The sequence below is a fragment of the Nitrospirota bacterium genome, assembly GCA_015233895.1.
Taxonomy (GTDB): Bacteria; Nitrospirota; Thermodesulfovibrionia; order Thermodesulfovibrionales; family Magnetobacteriaceae; genus Magnetomonas.
Map to the genome: position 1 here is coordinate 51,349 of JADFXG010000001.1, position 15,070 is coordinate 66,418.

13 protein-coding genes are annotated in these 15,070 nt (G+C 41.0%); 8 read left to right on the top strand and 5 right to left on the bottom strand.

The features are described from left to right. Positions 1-32: 32 nt before the first annotated feature. Together HQK88_00225 and HQK88_00230 are read left to right on the top strand one after the other, a co-directional pair. On the top strand, positions 33-218 hold the full coding sequence (locus HQK88_00225) for a type II toxin-antitoxin system HicB family antitoxin (protein ID MBF0615223.1): 186 nt from the start codon (positions 33-35) through the stop codon (positions 216-218). Between the two features lie 61 nt (positions 219-279). Next, a complete protein-coding gene (locus HQK88_00230; protein ID MBF0615224.1) occupies positions 280-1,917 on the top strand; it encodes a putative maltokinase in 1,638 nt (545 codons plus the stop codon). On the opposite strand, the gene HQK88_00235 is transcribed toward HQK88_00230, so the two are convergent. Further along, entirely contained in the window at positions 1,886-3,127 is a 1,242-nt protein-coding gene (locus tag HQK88_00235; GenBank protein ID MBF0615225.1) for a hypothetical protein, read from the bottom strand. The two genes, HQK88_00230 and HQK88_00235, sit on opposite strands and share 32 nt — an antisense overlap. Positions 3,128-3,346: 219 nt before the next feature. Here HQK88_00235 and treZ point away from each other — a divergent pair, with 219 nt between their 5' ends. The 4 genes from treZ to HQK88_00255 all read left to right on the top strand — a co-directional run bounded on the left by treZ (position 3,347) and on the right by HQK88_00255 (position 9,950). After that, positions 3,347-5,206: a malto-oligosyltrehalose trehalohydrolase gene (gene treZ / locus HQK88_00240; protein ID MBF0615226.1), complete on the top strand. Its 1,860-nt coding sequence runs from the start codon at positions 3,347-3,349 to the stop codon at positions 5,204-5,206. Between the two features lie 93 nt (positions 5,207-5,299). Next, entirely contained in the window at positions 5,300-7,009 is a 1,710-nt protein-coding gene (locus HQK88_00245) for a chloride channel protein (protein ID MBF0615227.1), read from the top strand. Positions 7,010-7,023: 14 nt separating this feature from the next. Further along, complete coding sequence (locus HQK88_00250) at positions 7,024-8,616, top strand: HAMP domain-containing protein (protein MBF0615228.1); 1,593 nt, start codon at positions 7,024-7,026, stop codon at positions 8,614-8,616. Continuing rightward, complete coding sequence (locus HQK88_00255; protein ID MBF0615229.1) at positions 8,613-9,950, top strand: sigma-54-dependent Fis family transcriptional regulator; 1,338 nt, start codon at positions 8,613-8,615, stop codon at positions 9,948-9,950. Before HQK88_00250 ends, HQK88_00255 begins: the two co-directional genes overlap by 4 nt. Before the next feature lie 168 nt (positions 9,951-10,118). On the opposite strand, the gene HQK88_00260 is transcribed toward HQK88_00255, so the two are convergent. The 4 genes from HQK88_00260 to HQK88_00275 form a co-directional block, all read right to left on the bottom strand. Continuing rightward, positions 10,119-11,030 (bottom strand): hypothetical protein, encoded by a 912-nt coding sequence (locus tag HQK88_00260; protein ID MBF0615230.1) that lies wholly within the window; start codon positions 11,028-11,030, stop codon positions 10,119-10,121. Beyond that, positions 11,027-11,608 carry a hypothetical protein gene (locus tag HQK88_00265; GenBank protein ID MBF0615231.1) on the bottom strand — a complete coding sequence of 194 codons (582 nt, stop codon included), beginning with the start codon at positions 11,606-11,608 and terminating at the stop codon, positions 11,027-11,029. The genes HQK88_00260 and HQK88_00265 overlap by 4 nt, the downstream gene beginning before the upstream one ends. A 404-nt stretch (positions 11,609-12,012) precedes the next feature. After that, positions 12,013-13,134 carry a putative lipopolysaccharide heptosyltransferase III gene (rfaQ, locus tag HQK88_00270; GenBank protein MBF0615232.1) on the bottom strand — a complete coding sequence of 374 codons (1,122 nt, stop codon included), beginning with the start codon at positions 13,132-13,134 and terminating at the stop codon, positions 12,013-12,015. Then, positions 13,127-14,242 (bottom strand): glycosyltransferase family 4 protein, encoded by a 1,116-nt coding sequence (locus HQK88_00275; protein ID MBF0615233.1) that lies wholly within the window; start codon positions 14,240-14,242, stop codon positions 13,127-13,129. Before HQK88_00275 ends, rfaQ begins: the two co-directional genes overlap by 8 nt. A gap of 173 nt (positions 14,243-14,415) precedes the next feature. Between HQK88_00275 and HQK88_00280 the strand changes: the two genes are divergently transcribed. Both HQK88_00280 and HQK88_00285 read left to right on the top strand, forming a co-directional pair. After that, positions 14,416-14,652 carry a hypothetical protein gene (locus tag HQK88_00280; protein MBF0615234.1) on the top strand — a complete coding sequence of 79 codons (237 nt, stop codon included), beginning with the start codon at positions 14,416-14,418 and terminating at the stop codon, positions 14,650-14,652. Next, complete coding sequence (locus HQK88_00285; protein ID MBF0615235.1) at positions 14,649-15,065, top strand: hypothetical protein; 417 nt, start codon at positions 14,649-14,651, stop codon at positions 15,063-15,065. Before HQK88_00280 ends, HQK88_00285 begins: the two co-directional genes overlap by 4 nt. The last annotated feature ends 5 nt before the right edge of the window (positions 15,066-15,070 follow it).

Consider the following 15,070-nt stretch of genomic DNA (forward strand, 5'->3'; position numbering starts at 1 on the left):
GTGTTATCAGGCAGATAACGGAGGGTGTAAAAATGGAGTTTCCAGTAATTATAAATAAAACTGAGTACGGTTATGATGCCCATTGTCCTGTTCTGCGGGGTTGCCATAGCCAGGGTGATACCCTTGAAGATGCTCAGGAAAACATTAAAGATGCTATAAGAACTTATCTTGAAATGGATGCCAGAATTACAGACGATGACTTTAAGGCAGCACTGTAAATAACATTTTTAATCCTCCATATTGTTTGCCAAATAAACATATAAAAGTAAGGTCATGTAATTGGAAATGACCATTGAATTTGAAGAGGTTTTTTCCTGTAAAACTAAAAAGTTACTTGAAAAAGAGGTGCTGCCCTCATACCTGATGTCTTGCAGATGGTTTGCCGGTAAAGCAAAAAAGGTTCAGGATGTGGAAATTATAGAAGATGTTTTTCTTGATGGACCCCCTGCCCATATCTTATTAATTAGGGTAACCTACACAGACGGACTGCCGGAAATTTACCTTCTGCCGGTTTCTTATGCTACCGCCCCTGCGTCCAAAGCTCTGTTGGATGATTACCCATTTGCAGTGATTGCAAATGTTACAACTGAGCACAGTGAGGGTATACTTTACGATGCCACCTATGATGATGCCTTCAGGCGTGCCATTCTGTCATTTATCATAAAAAGGAAATCAGCCAAGGGCTTAAACGGACACTTGAGCGCTTTTTATGAAAGAAGGATGAAACATCATGGCGACAGTTACTACGACATTGAGTCCTCACAGGTGCTTAAAGCAGACCAGAGCAACAGTTCACTGTTGTATGAAAAGAAGCTTATCATGAAACTTTTCAGAAAACTTGAGGAGGGTATAAACCCAGATATCGAACTGTTACGCTTTATAGCGGAAAAGAACGATAAAAGCCCTATAGCTGAAAATATACCCATTTTTATGGGCTCGCTGGAGTATAAACATAATCAGTCGTCAGAGCCGATTTTTATTGCAAATCTCCAGAGTTATGTCCAAAACGAGGGAGACGCCTGGAACTATACTGTTGGCAATATAACAAGGTTTTATGAAGACATTCTGTCTTCAAAACCCAATGCTGGTGAAATCAAGGTGCTGCACAAAAGTTTGCTCGATGGCAACTATGAAAACATTCCTAAAATTTTAGTTGACCTTATAGGTATCAGGTTTTTAGCGATGGTTTCAAAGCTTGGCAAAACCACGGGAGATTTACACCTTACCTTAGCCTTACACAACGATAACCCGGACTTTACACCTGAGCCTTTCAGCACCCTCTATCAGCGCTCACTGTATCAATCCATGCACAGCATGGCTAAGAGGAATTTAGAACTTCTCAGAAAAAACTTAAAAACCCTGCCTGACCCTGTTAAAGAAGAATCCGAAAATATTTTGAATCATGAAAAGGAAGTGCTTCAGCTTTTTAAATTAATGGTAGAGATGAAAATCACAGCATCAAAAATACGGATACATGGCGACTACCACCTGGGGCAGGTGCTGTGGAGGGGGAATGAACTTGTAATCATAGACTTTGAGGGTGAACCTCTGCGCTCTCTTTCTGACAGAAGATTAAAAAGATCTCCTTTAAGAGACCTGGCAGGCATGATCCGCTCCCTACACTATGCCACCTACAGCACTTTGTTAAAAACCGCAATTTTTACGCAGAAAGACATACTGGAATTAACCCCGTGGGCAGACCTGTGGTACTTTTATATGAGCGGGATATTTCTTAGCTCATACTTAAACAGGGTAAAAACCATGGAGTTTATACCCTCAGGGCGAGTGGAATTTGAAAATCTCCTCAGAGTATTGATGCTTGAAAAGGCAGTTTATGAATTGGGCTATGAACTCAATAATCGTCCCGAATGGCTGATTATACCGCTTAAGGGGGTGGCTCATATACTGTGGCTTTAAAGGTAGTCCCAGGGCTAAATAAACTTCTTGTTGAAAAGGGAATTGTTAATGAAAAGGCATAACTGTAATAAAAAAGCAAAAACCATGCTGCTAACTCCTTGGCATAAAATAACAATGTGAAATTAACAAGCATTCTAATAGCCCAATAGTCATTGTATATATAAACAGTAATACACATTAATGCTATAATTGAAAGGCTCCTCATGGCTTTTTGCTTTTTACACCACTTAAGAATTTGAGGCACTGTGAATAATAGAAAACATAATCTGTAAACCCAGTTATTGCCTATGAGAAAAGTCCCTATATAAATCCCTGCCCCAACCCGCAGTCCATCAATATGTACAGTATCCTCATCATTGATCTGTTGCCTTAGACCCATTGATACTCCTAATGATACCATGAGCAACGCCATCAGAAAAAACAAAACATGGAACTGCTCTAAACTAAACGGGACATATCTTGTAACTCCCCAGCCTTTTAGAAAAGGATACATACTATCAATAAAAATCTGTGCACCATACGAATATTCAAGTCCGCGTCCGGTAAGATTGTAGATAGCAGTAAACTCGCCTCTAATTAGAAAAATATAAAGCAGATAGGCTAATAATGTGAATATAAGTATTTTAATGTTATTTTTAAAGTTTTTATTTAAATACATAGAAAGTGCGCATATAGGATATAATTTTATAAAAGAAACAAATAATATTATTAAAGCTGATATTGCCGACTTGTTCCTTCTTAGAAAATAGAGTGATATATATAATGCAATAAATATCGGCATATCAATATTCACTCGTTCAATCAGCAACATCAGAGCTGGTGAGTAAAGCAATATGATGTAAACAATGAGCCCGAATACGTCAATTTCACCGATAAACCTGAAAAGTACGAAAAAATACAAAATGATAAGAACTATGGCTATTATTTTAGTGTGGCTGTCCATTATACCGGTATAAACTAAAAGACGCGCAAACCTCGTGTAGTTAAAGTACCCGCCGCAGAGGTCATTTACCTCTTTACTCTGGATATCCATGCCTTTTCTAAGACATTCCATGCTACAGGCTATAACGTGTAAATCATTAGCCGGTATTGACGAGTAAACTCCGAAAACCTTGCAGGTTATTGAATAATCATTTAACTGAATGAATACATAACGAAACACCACAAAGTACAAAACTAAGAAACACAAAAGTATCAGTCGATTATTCAAGCTGTTCTCTTTATCATAAAGATAATTTATAATTCCCATCTCCATTCATAGAAAAACTATAATCCATGACAAACTTATCTGTCAAATTTTTAGTCCTTTGCTTTAATGCCACTTTGAAACAACCTTGACTTTCCTCTCCATTCAGGCGTTATAATGTGACTGCAAGGATAATGGAATGCCAATGTCTAAGCCTAAGGCCTGTGTAGATTATGTAGAAATATGAAAGAACCTATTTTTAATAACGGAGCTCATTACTCCAAAGACAGCAACTGTCATTTTTCTCTATGGGCGCCGGATTTCCAATCTGTGGAACTAAAAATTTGCATGCCGCTGGAAAGTTATTTTCTTATGAAAAAAGACAACAGTGGGTTTTGGAGTGTAACGCTTGATGACATTTCACCTGACACCACCTATAAGTTTCGTCTAAACAGTGACCGTGAAATTCCCGACCCTGCCTCACATTATCAACCTCGTGGCGTACACGAGCCGTCTCAGGTGGTGTGCCATGAGGATTTTATATGGGAGGACAGCTCCTTTTCTGGTATTGATTTATCAGAAATGATAATGTACGAACTCCACGTCGGGACTTTCACCACTGCCGGAACATTTGAGGCTGTCACAGAACAGCTTGACGACTTATTGAGTCTCGGCATTAACGCTATTGAGCTTATGCCTGTTGCCCAATTTCCCGGCAGCCGCAACTGGGGTTACGACGGAGTTTATCCCTACGGGGTACAAAACTCCTATGGCGGCCCCGCTGGCTTAAAAAAACTGGTTAATGAATGCCATAAAAAAGGCATCGCCGTAATACTTGATGTTGTGTACAATCACCTTGGCCCGGAGGGAAATTATCTGTGGGGACTTGGGTCTTATTTCACCAACACATACCGTACTCCATGGGGAAACGCCATTAACTTTGACGGCCCCATGAGCGATAACGTTAAGCTTTTTTTTATTGAAAACGCGATTTACTGGTTTGACCGCTACCATATTGATGCACTGAGGCTTGATGCAGTTCATGCAATTTTTGATTATGGGGCAAAAACGTTTTTAGAGCAGCTTGCAGAAGCAGTTGATGCATACTCACGGCAGCACAGAAAAAAACACTACCTTATAGCCGAAAGTGACCTTAATGATTCAAACATTATAAAACCTGCCGCACTTGGCGGCTTTGGGATAGACGCTCAATGGTCTGATGATTACCACCACTGCCTTCACACCCTTCTAACGGCAGAAACATCAGGGTACTATCTTGATTTTGGAACAGTTGGCCACCTTGCCAGGACCCTGAGAGAGGGTTATGCTTACACGGGTGAATACTCTAATTACAGAAAAAGAAGCCACGGTAACAGCGCAAGGGGTTGTCACAGAGAGCAGTTTGTTGTGTTTTCTCAAAACCACGATCAGGTTGGAAACCGGCTGATGGGTGAAAGACTTAGCGCTCTTGTCTCTTTTGAGGCTCTGAAATTAGCGGCGGCAACGGTGATTCTCTCTCCTTACGTCCCTATGCTCTTTATGGGAGAGGAGTATGGTGAGGATGCGCCATTTCAGTTTTTTGTAAATTTCTCCGGCAATGCTCTGATAGAAAATATCAGAAAGGGGAGAAAAAGAGAGTACAGAGAGTTTCATAAAAAAGGCACTCCGCCTGACCCTCAGGACCTTGGCACCTTTTTACGCTCTAAACTCATCTGGGAAAAACGGCAGGAGGGGAATCACAAAATCCTGCTTGAATTTTATAAGGCGCTCATAAAGATAAGAAAAGAAATCCCTGTTTTTTCTTGTATTAACTCAGTAAATGTATATGTGGATGGCCGTGAAAAACAAAAAGTAGTGATTATAAGAAGACATCTTAGTAATGATGACGCAAACAGTGTGTTGTGCATTTTTAATTTTAATAAGGATAACGTACAAATGTCTTTAAACGGACTTGAGGCGTGGGAGAGGTTTTTCTGTTCGGCTGCTGCTGAATGGGCAGGAGCAGGGTCAGAATCATCTGAGATTTTAATCTGTGACGAACCCTTTACAATTGCAGGGTTAAGTGTGTCGCTTTATAACAAAAAAAGTGTTGCTTTACTTTAGATGAAAAAAACCACATTCACTCTTTTAAGGAATTTTTGGTACATAAACCATAAGGTAAGAAGGTTTCTGAGCAGAGGAGTTTTAAGGTTTTTAATGGATAAGCATACCTCAACAATTTTAATATCCATGTTTATAGGGATATTAAGTGCCACAGCCGTAATCTTATTTCGCAGTATATTAGATACAATGAAAGAGTATTTGCTGATGGATGGAGGACAGCTTCTTGGGGTGGGAGAGAACTTAAGCAGCAGACTTCTGCTTCCACTGATTCCAGCCATAGGCGGGGCGTTGTTGATTCCTCTGGAAAAAAAGTTCCCCGGGAGGGTCGGAGGCTATACATTCCCGAACTTTCTTGCGCAGGTGAATGTCAAAGGCGGCATAATCGGTATAAAAACCATATTACTACGCATAGTGGCTCCCTCTATAACGATTGGTTCCGGAGGTTCTGCCGGAGTGGAGGGACCTGCGGCGGTAATAGGCGGCGGCATTGGTTCAATAGTTGGCAGATGGCTGGGAGTTTCGGAAAAAAGGGTGACTCTTTTTATCGCCTCAGGGGCGGCAGGCGCAATAGCAGCCATATTTAATGCTCCCATAGCAGGCGTTATGTTTGCCATAGAAATAATCCTGCTCGGTAACTATGAAATGATTTCCTTTGGAGCAATAGTAATATCTGCCGGAATGGCAACTGCTGTTTCTCAGTCTCATTTTGGCGAGTCTAACATCTTTATAGTTCCACAGCACGTATTTATAGGCATTTCAGAAACTCCGGTCTTTCTTGTCTTTGGTATCTTTATCGGAGTGCTTGCCGTGTTTTTTATAAAAGTGTTTTATAGCATCCAGGATTATTTCAAAGACATCCCTGTAAACCCATATTTAAAGCCGGTACTTGGAGGGATACTTGTTGGAGCGATTGGGATCTTCTTTCCTCAGATAATGAGTGATGGCTATGAACACATTACAAACGTATTAAGCGGACGATATACTGTTTTGCTTTGCCTGGCTCTTGTGTTCTTAAAGATGTTTGCAACAAGTGTGACTCTTGGCTCAGGCTCTGCCGGTGGTATCTTTGCCCCTTCACTTTTTATAGGTGCTATGGCCGGCAGAACATTTGGAGCCGTGGCACATCGTTTTTTGCCTAACTTTACATCGTTGCCTGAGGCGTATGCAACACTTGGTGTGGGGGCATTTTTGGCAGCCGTAACACACGCTCCCCTTACCGGCATGTTTCTTATGCTTGAGATGACAGGCGACTATAAAGTAATAATCCTAGTTATGCTAACCAGCATTACCGGTGTATTTGTTGCAAAGACTCTTCTGAAAAGTTCCATTGATACCTTCTCGCTTTCCCGGCAAGGCATTGACCTTGCTTCAGGCAAAGAGGTAAGTGTTCTTGAATCACTTAAAGTTAAAGATATAATGCTAAAGGAGTTTGTTACGATAAAGGAAAGCGAGCCTTTAAAGATAGTACTTGATCTTATCGTTGCGGGCAAGGGACTTTGCTATCCTGTGGTTAGTAAGGAAGGGAATCTTAAGGGAATCATATCGGTTGACGATATAAGAGTAGTGTTTTCGGAAAGTTATATTCAAAAAGTGGTAACGGTTGGAGAGCTTGCCACGGAGGACATCCCGATTGTAACAGGGTACGATAATTTACGGAAAGCGTTTGAGTGTTTTTCCAGTGCAGACTTTGAGGAACTCCCTGTGGTAAATCCGCTAAATAGAAACGAGATTATTGGAATACTGAAGAGAAGTATTGTAATATCAGCCTATAACAGAGAAATACTAAGGCGTCATGCTAACTAAAGAGATGGCACAGGATGAATAATTTAAAAACAAAATTACGTATGTCCATAAAGAAAAAGATTATTCTTAGTTTTACGGTAAGTTTTTCTTTCATGATTATACTTGTCATATTATCCTACGTAGCTTTCTTTAAGATTATGGAGGACATCCGATCACTTGAGACAACAGACAGAATACGCAGCAGAACACTTGAAATGCGAAGATATGAAAAGAACTTCTTAAATGGCGATGATGATGCCGCTAAAAAGCTTCAAGCCTTTGCTGAGGAAATTACAACCATCATCCAAACCGGAAATTTTAACACAAGGACTGAGTCAAATATAAATGACCTTAGCGGAAATTTAGATAAATACTCAGTCACATTTAGTACTATACTTAGTAAATCAATAGAATTTCAAATGAAAAACGCTAAGATAATCCGCAAGGACTCCCCGCATTTTTTCTTAATGCCACTAATTAACGCCACATTCCGTGAGCATCCCCTTGAAAACATAGAGGTGCTTAAGCAAACATTTCCCAATAAAACCTCCGGCGAGATGATAGCACTCCTCGGGGATATATCTCATGACATAGGAGTGTTAAGAAGACTCGGAGAGGAGCTAATCTCAGCCTCTAAGGACCTCGACAGAACGGCAAGGGACAGGATGGAGCGCCTTATTAAACTCACACAGGTAAGTGGCCTTATATTTTTACCTATATCTTTTGCCCTTGGGTTGGCACTGCTTCTAAAAATTACCCAGAAAGTAGTAAACCGGCTTAAGGAACTTGAGATAACAATGGAAAAAGCTGCGCACGGCTATTTTCCATCAGTCCATATAGCAGGGAGCGGAGATGAAGTTGAACGGCTTAAAACCACATTTAATAAAATGTCTGATGATTTAAGGCATCGTCAGGAGCAAATTAACAGCAAGGATGAGCAGTTACATCAAAGTAAACAGCTTGCCGCCCTTGGCACTCTTGCCTCAGGAGTGGCTCATGAGTTAAATAACCCGTTAAATAATATTCACCTTGCTGCCCAAACTCTGACAAGGGCGCTCTCTAAGGGTACGTATCCGGAGATAATTTCAGATTCTGTAAACGACATCCACTCTCAAACCATGCGTATGAAAAAAATTGTAAGTGATCTTTTGGAGTTTGTCAGAAGTAAAAAACCGCAGTATGAACAGTTTGAGCTCTATAGTCTCATCTCAGACACCTATAGAAGACTTAATGCCTCGGCAGATTTAAGCGGCATAACGTTTTCCGTAGAAGGAGAGGGATTTATATGCGCAGGGCATCAGCAATTGGAGCAGGTGTTTATCAATTTGTTTATAAACGCAATTGATGCAATGGGCGGGCACGGCACTCTGAAAGTATATATTGACGCTACCGATAAAGAGGTTAGCGTAAAAATATCAGACACGGGGGCAGGAATAGCTGAGGAGGACATAGAACGGATATTTGAACCGTTTTACACAAAAAAGGGCAAAGGCACCGGTCTTGGGCTTTTTATAACATACAACATAATAAAAAACTACAAAGGTGACCTCACTGTAGAGAGCACACCCGGCACTGGAACCACTTTTACTATAACCTTGCCGGTAAGGGACACATCGGAGGAGTCGTGAACATACTGATAGCAGAGGACGAGGACGTATCAAGAAAGCACCTTATCTATGCTTTAGAGGATGAGGGATACAGCACACGCGGCGTTACTAATGGTCTTTTGGCTTTAGAGGAGATAGAGAAACGGCAGTACCATGTGCTCATAACAGATATAAAAATGCCGGGAATGGATGGCCTTGAGCTATTTGCAATCATACGGGAAAAGTACCCTGAAATCAGTGTAATCATTATAACCGGCTATGGAAACGTACAGGCAGCGGTTGAGGCTATAAAGGGAGGTGCTGAGGACTATATTACAAAACCTTTTGACATAGATGATCTTCTTGTAAAGCTGTCAAAAATCAAAGAAAGACACTCCCTCAAAAGTGAGATAGAAGCGCTAAAGGCATCAGCCGGAGTAAGCGGCAAAATCCCCTTCATTTATAAAAGTGCCGGGATGCGTCTTGTCATGGATATGATTGATAAACTTAAGGATTCCGACTGCAATGTGACAATTACAGGACCAACCGGTTCAGGAAAAGGACAGGCGGCAAAACTCATACACCACTTAAGCGTAAGGGCTGAAAAACCGTTTATAGGAATCAACTGTGCCGTACTGACTGAGGAACTTTTGGCAAGCGAACTGTTTGGCCACGAAAAGGGAGCATTTACAGGGGCGGTTGCTACAAAAAAGGGACTGATAGAGCTAAGCCATGCTGGCACCTTGTTTCTTGATGAGATTGCAGAGATGCCGACAAATCTGCAAGCCCGGCTTTTAAAAGCCATCGAGGACGGGGAGTTTTACCGCGTAGGGGGAACAAAGTTAATCAAGGTGGATGTGCGCTTTATTGCCGCAACAAACCATAACATCAAAACCCTGATAACACTGGGTAAGTTTCGGGAGGACCTCTACTACCGGCTTAACGTCATGGAGGTCAATATTCCTCCTCTTAAGGAACGAAAAGATGACATTAAACCGCTTGCAACGTTCTTTCTTAAAAAATATGCCGCAAAGTACAAAAAACACATAACCTCAATAACGGCTGAGGCGACAAACACCCTGATGGGATATGATTTCCCTGGAAATGTGCGTGAGCTTGAAAACATAATCGAACGGGGTGTAATCATAGAGGCCACAAATGCCATAACGCAGGGAAGCCTCCCACAGGGCCTTTCCTTTTTTCAGATTGAAACTCTAACTCCTGGCAAAATCCTCACTATTGAGCAGCTTACTAAAGACTACACACAAAGAGTGATTGAAATGTTTGACGGCAACAAATCCCTTGCAGCAGACGCCCTTGGCATTTCCCGTACCAGCCTGTGGAGACTGCTTAAAGAGGAGTCAACGGATGAGTAGAGGGGTAGTAACGATGTATGATTGTAACCACAATGTATAGGAAACTACTTGCAGGTTCTAACCTTTATGATTTTTCGTGATAGACTGGCTTAACTCCCTTCTTTAAAGTGTTACGACATCATCTCCTGAAAAAGCGAAGTTTACATTTGTAAATACTTTTTGTTACCCTCAGTCGCTATTTTCACTATAGTGTGAGAGTTCATACCGAACCCGGCCCGTACCTACTTGTTTAGTATGAACCTTTATCTGCGCTTGTTTACCAACAATTTGGTTTATTTGATTTGCATCCTCAATATCAGCACCAACCTTTCCCAAAATCACTTCCTCAGTTCCTATAACCTTGAATTCGAAGTTACGATGGTTTGGCAAAACACCGAGAAAGTAACCATTAAAAATTTTATCATCTTCATGAATATTATCTTTACTGAGGCGGCCTTCACTACGACGTACCTGGCCAACATCGGCAAATCTAAACACATCGCCTTTGAAGTCAAGCGCACATACTGCCTCATGGTCTGCTATTGTTTTAAAGAATGATCTCAGAGTTTCCACAGCACGTGGGTCTGCTTCAGAAATGGCTTCTGTCAGATCGTCATCAGTCCCTAATGATGCTTTCATAATCCTCTTGGTCTGCTCTATAGCAGATTCTATCAAAGACTCTTTAGGGAAAAGCATGGCATCTTTTGGAGCTTCTTCAAGCTCAAAACCAAAAGAACCCAAAGCTGTACCAGTTATTAACAATTGAAACTCTTCCCGATTTGGAATTGCACCGCGTGTGCCAAGCGAACTAGCCTGACTTGCGCCGATAGCAGCAACTGCATCAGCAAAAGCATTAATGGCCTTTGCACCAAATTCCGCAAATATACCATGACTTCCGACTGTAGGCTTTCCACGAAATGTTAAACTAGCACGGATGGGCTCCCGCGTAGGAGCTGACACTGAAGCAATCAAATCCTCAACTTCCTTCTTGCGCGTCTCTAAGCCTATACGATCAATGACGTTAACCTCGGGAATCTGCTTGAGCAAGCTTTCCAAAGTAGTTTTTTCAGCCTGCAAATGATAGTATTCATTTATATTCATTGTTGGCCTCCTTGGTCTTTCATTTCATCAAGGTTAGCCTTTGCAGTTGAATCATCTATCTGTGAAAGATCAACCTGCAGATATCCTTTCCACTGGTTGTTTCGCCTGTGAGACCACATGCTGTACCAATAAGTGAAATGTTGGACAAGCAATTCAAGTTTATTGCTATCCAAATGTACGAAATAAGCGTCAACATGATGATCGGCTTTTGTATGAACAGGATTGAAAAGACGAGGATGAGCTGACAAAATATCTTGTTGTGTTTTTCCTGAAGGCAAATGGAAGAATGTTACTACATCTATATCAATAGGAGAACGACCTTCAATAATTTCAATATTCTCAAGAAAACTTCCATCAATCCACTGAAATCCTTCAATAAGCCCGGCACTATATAAATTGGCACGGAATGTAAGTAAGCCTGACAAAATACCCTTGCGTTGAGTGGTTGTACCGAAACGTAACACAATATCAGTAATTGAAACAAGATATGGTGAGCGATCTACAGAAGTAGGATTATTTACATTAATTGGCGGCAAAACACCTTGATGATTCCAGTCTGGTATCGTGTTAGTTATCATAATTCTGTCTCCACTTGTCTTATTCTATATCTAACTAAATTTTATCTTAGTTTTTCTAAAGAGTATTTCAAGGTTCTGTTGCATTTATTCTTGTAATTATATTATAGCAAGATTATACGTGTAAATCCACATTTTCCTCAATGCCCAAGGAACTACGCTTTGTATATGTACTGTCTGCTACCCAATTCATTCCCAACTACTGCTTTATAGATATAGCTTTTGTGTACTGTTATATCACTTCGTTAAAAAAAATCCAACACCCCTATATCACTTTCTTCCTGTTACTGCAATTGTCCTCAAAGTCTGCCTGTCAAAATTCTCGTAAAGATCAACCATTATGCCTATGTTAAGGTTATTTATTTTTCAGAAGCCAGCTTGCCATACTATGTCGTAGCACGTGCAACTTATAGTTTCCCCTTTATCACAGACCAGACCTCATCTGTGGTAATATCATCGAGGCATTTACTCTTTTTTGAACCGTCACAGCCATCCTGTCCGCAGGGGATACAGTCCCAGTCTCGTTGAATAGCGGTGTGAATGCCGGAGTGCTGAACAGAGTTTCTTTTGGTGTAGGGAGTATCTGCTGAGCTGTTATTGTCCCACGGGCCCCAGTTGAAGACTCCGGAGGGACCAAACAAGGCGACAACCGGCGTATTAACTGCCGCAGCTATGTGCATAGGGGCCGAGTCAACACCAAAAAACAAGGCGCACCTCTGTGATATAGCTGCAAGACTTTTGAGTGTCGTTTTTCCAACCAAAGAAATTACACCGGCCTTTTGTTTAACCAACGACAATATACTGTTTGCCCTCTCTGTCTCTTTAGTGTCCGGCGATGATGTAACCACAACTCTGACACCATAGCCGAGCAAATTTTCTATTATCTCAGCCATGCACTCATCAGGCCAGCACTTAAAAAACCATCTCGATGTCGGATGTACATGAACCACTCTGTCAGCATCACTAACGCCGTTAATTTTAAACAACTTTCTGATGTCATCCAGTTCTTTGTCAGGAATTTGAATCCGCACGGAGTAATCCATGGCTTCATCAGGCAGAGAAAACAATCTCTGAATAAGGTCCAGATTTTGCATAACCACATGCTTAGAGCCGTCAAGAACAAACCGGTCAGTGTAGATGAGGTTTTTCCCCCACAGGCTTAGCTTGTTTGTGTGCTTTCCTGCCCTTACTTTAGCTCCGCTCATCAGTGATATTATGGCTGCCCTGTCCCCTCCCGTTAAATCTATGGCAACATCAGGGGAAATAGCACTGCGAATGCTCTTTAGAAAGGAAAACTCCCGTGAGTATTTTTTAAGAAACGACAGCCCTTTGATTTTTCTGTTAAATACGATAATATCATCTATGGATGGATGCCCGGACAATACATCCTCTGTGCCTGAGTTTATTAGTGCCGTAATGCGGGCGTTGGGAAATGCTCGCCTAAGCGTGCTAAATACAGGGGAGGTCAGAAGCACATCACCAATGTGTCTTAGCTTAATTACCAGAATTGATTTTATGTCTCTATCCATTGTTTTTTCCTTTAATAAACTCCTCAATTAATGATGTAAACTCAAATGAGGCACGCTCTATGCTAAATCCTGCGGCAGTAATGGATGCGCTATTACCCATCTCTGCAGCCTTTGGTATGGCTGCTTTAATTAAATCTGCTAAAGCTTCAGTGTTTAGCGGATCATCTAAGACTGCGCCGTTTATCCCATTTTCAATGAGTTCAGATACCCCGTTTGTCTTAGTTGTAATGACAGGTAGACCCGATGCCATTGCTTCAAGGGAGGCGTTACTAAAGGGATCATACAGGGTTGGAAGGACAAAAATATCCCCTGCGGCATAAACCCTTTCTATCGCTTTTACAGGACCTGAAAAAATACACCGCTCCATAATGCCAAGCTTTTTGGAAAGCCGTTTATACTTTGCAATGTCACCCTTCCCTGCCACTAAAACCCTGATGTCATCGTTAATTAAAGAAACCGCATGAAGCAGTGTCGGAAGCCCTTTTCGCTCATACCCAGAGCCAACAAACACCACAACAGGCACACTGTCAGAAATTCCCAGCTCCTGTCTTAATGCGGCTCTATAGATGTCTCTGTTGTCTTTATTAAATCTCTTAAGGTCAACGCCATTATATAAAACCCTGATTTTTTCAGCACTGATACCGTAGTCAGCAATAATATCCTGTTTTACCATATTGGAATTTGCAACAATAACCGGAGTTTTTTTTAAGCACTCTTTTTCAATGTTCAAAATAGCTCTGTGATTTGGATTTATCTTAAAAGAAAACCTCCTGAGTGGATTTTCTATAACCGCTCTGCGTTTAAGCCACGTGCTGTGACAGCCATCCCCTGCCCTGTATATGTCCTGAGTGGTTGTGCGCTCAAAGCTAACTGTACAATCAAACTTCAGATTTGCAATTAGTTTTTTCACACTCCGGTTAAACGACAATGCTGAACAGAGCGGGTTAACTGGAACTTTGTAAAAAGACACACCCTCTGTTTGCCTCCAGTCTCTGGTGAGCACGGATATTTCATATCCCTCTGATATTAGGCGGCTGCAGAGGGTTTGCAGGTAGTTTTCAGCACCGCCAAATGGATCAAAGCGTTTTCTTATGAAGGCTATTTTCATCGTTAAGCCGGTAAATATGAGTGTTCATTGTAGTGCATCAATAAAGCCGCAACAATTATAACATATTGTCATTGACATGTATTAAAAAGAAGTGTTAGCATTTAATTAGTAGTGAAAATCAGTATAAATGTACGGAGTGAATTAGAATAGCAAAAAGAAGGGAGTGGTGAACTGTGGATTCAGATAATAGTGCTAAGGACAGAGCAATTCCGATGGTAGAGGAGCTGTTGAAGCGCGAAAGCAGTTACTGTCAAAAAAAGCCGGAGGACCGGTCTTGTGAAGAACTTATTATTATGCTTATTCAAGCAGACATATCTAAAAGAGTCTATGCTAACTATGAACCAAGGCTAAAAAAATGGATGACACATTTAGATAAAAATTTAACACGGTATCTGGTGAAACATTTTTGACAGATGAAATTAAAAAGAACGATGATGTTGATAAACTTGATCAATCCAAACCTGAAAGTAGTGCTAAAAATGTAGTACAGGAGCTCTCTTCGCGAAGCTCGATGTTAATTCAAGGCTTAAGTGGCTTTAACCCAATACACCCTATAATTGAAAAATTTACTACAAACCATGTTGATAAATTTCTTGACTATAGCCGTGAAAGCGATAAAGAGATTTACAAATTACAGAGTTCCAACAGATGGTTCCATCTGGCATATGCTTTCCTTATATTAATCTTTCTGGTATTTTTAATAACCTTCCTTGCAAATACCAATAAAGAGCTTTTGAGTGATATTTTGAAAATATTGCTTATTTTTGTTGGCGGTTTTGGAAGCGGCTACGGATTCAAAGCATACAAAGACAAAAAAGAATAAATCCT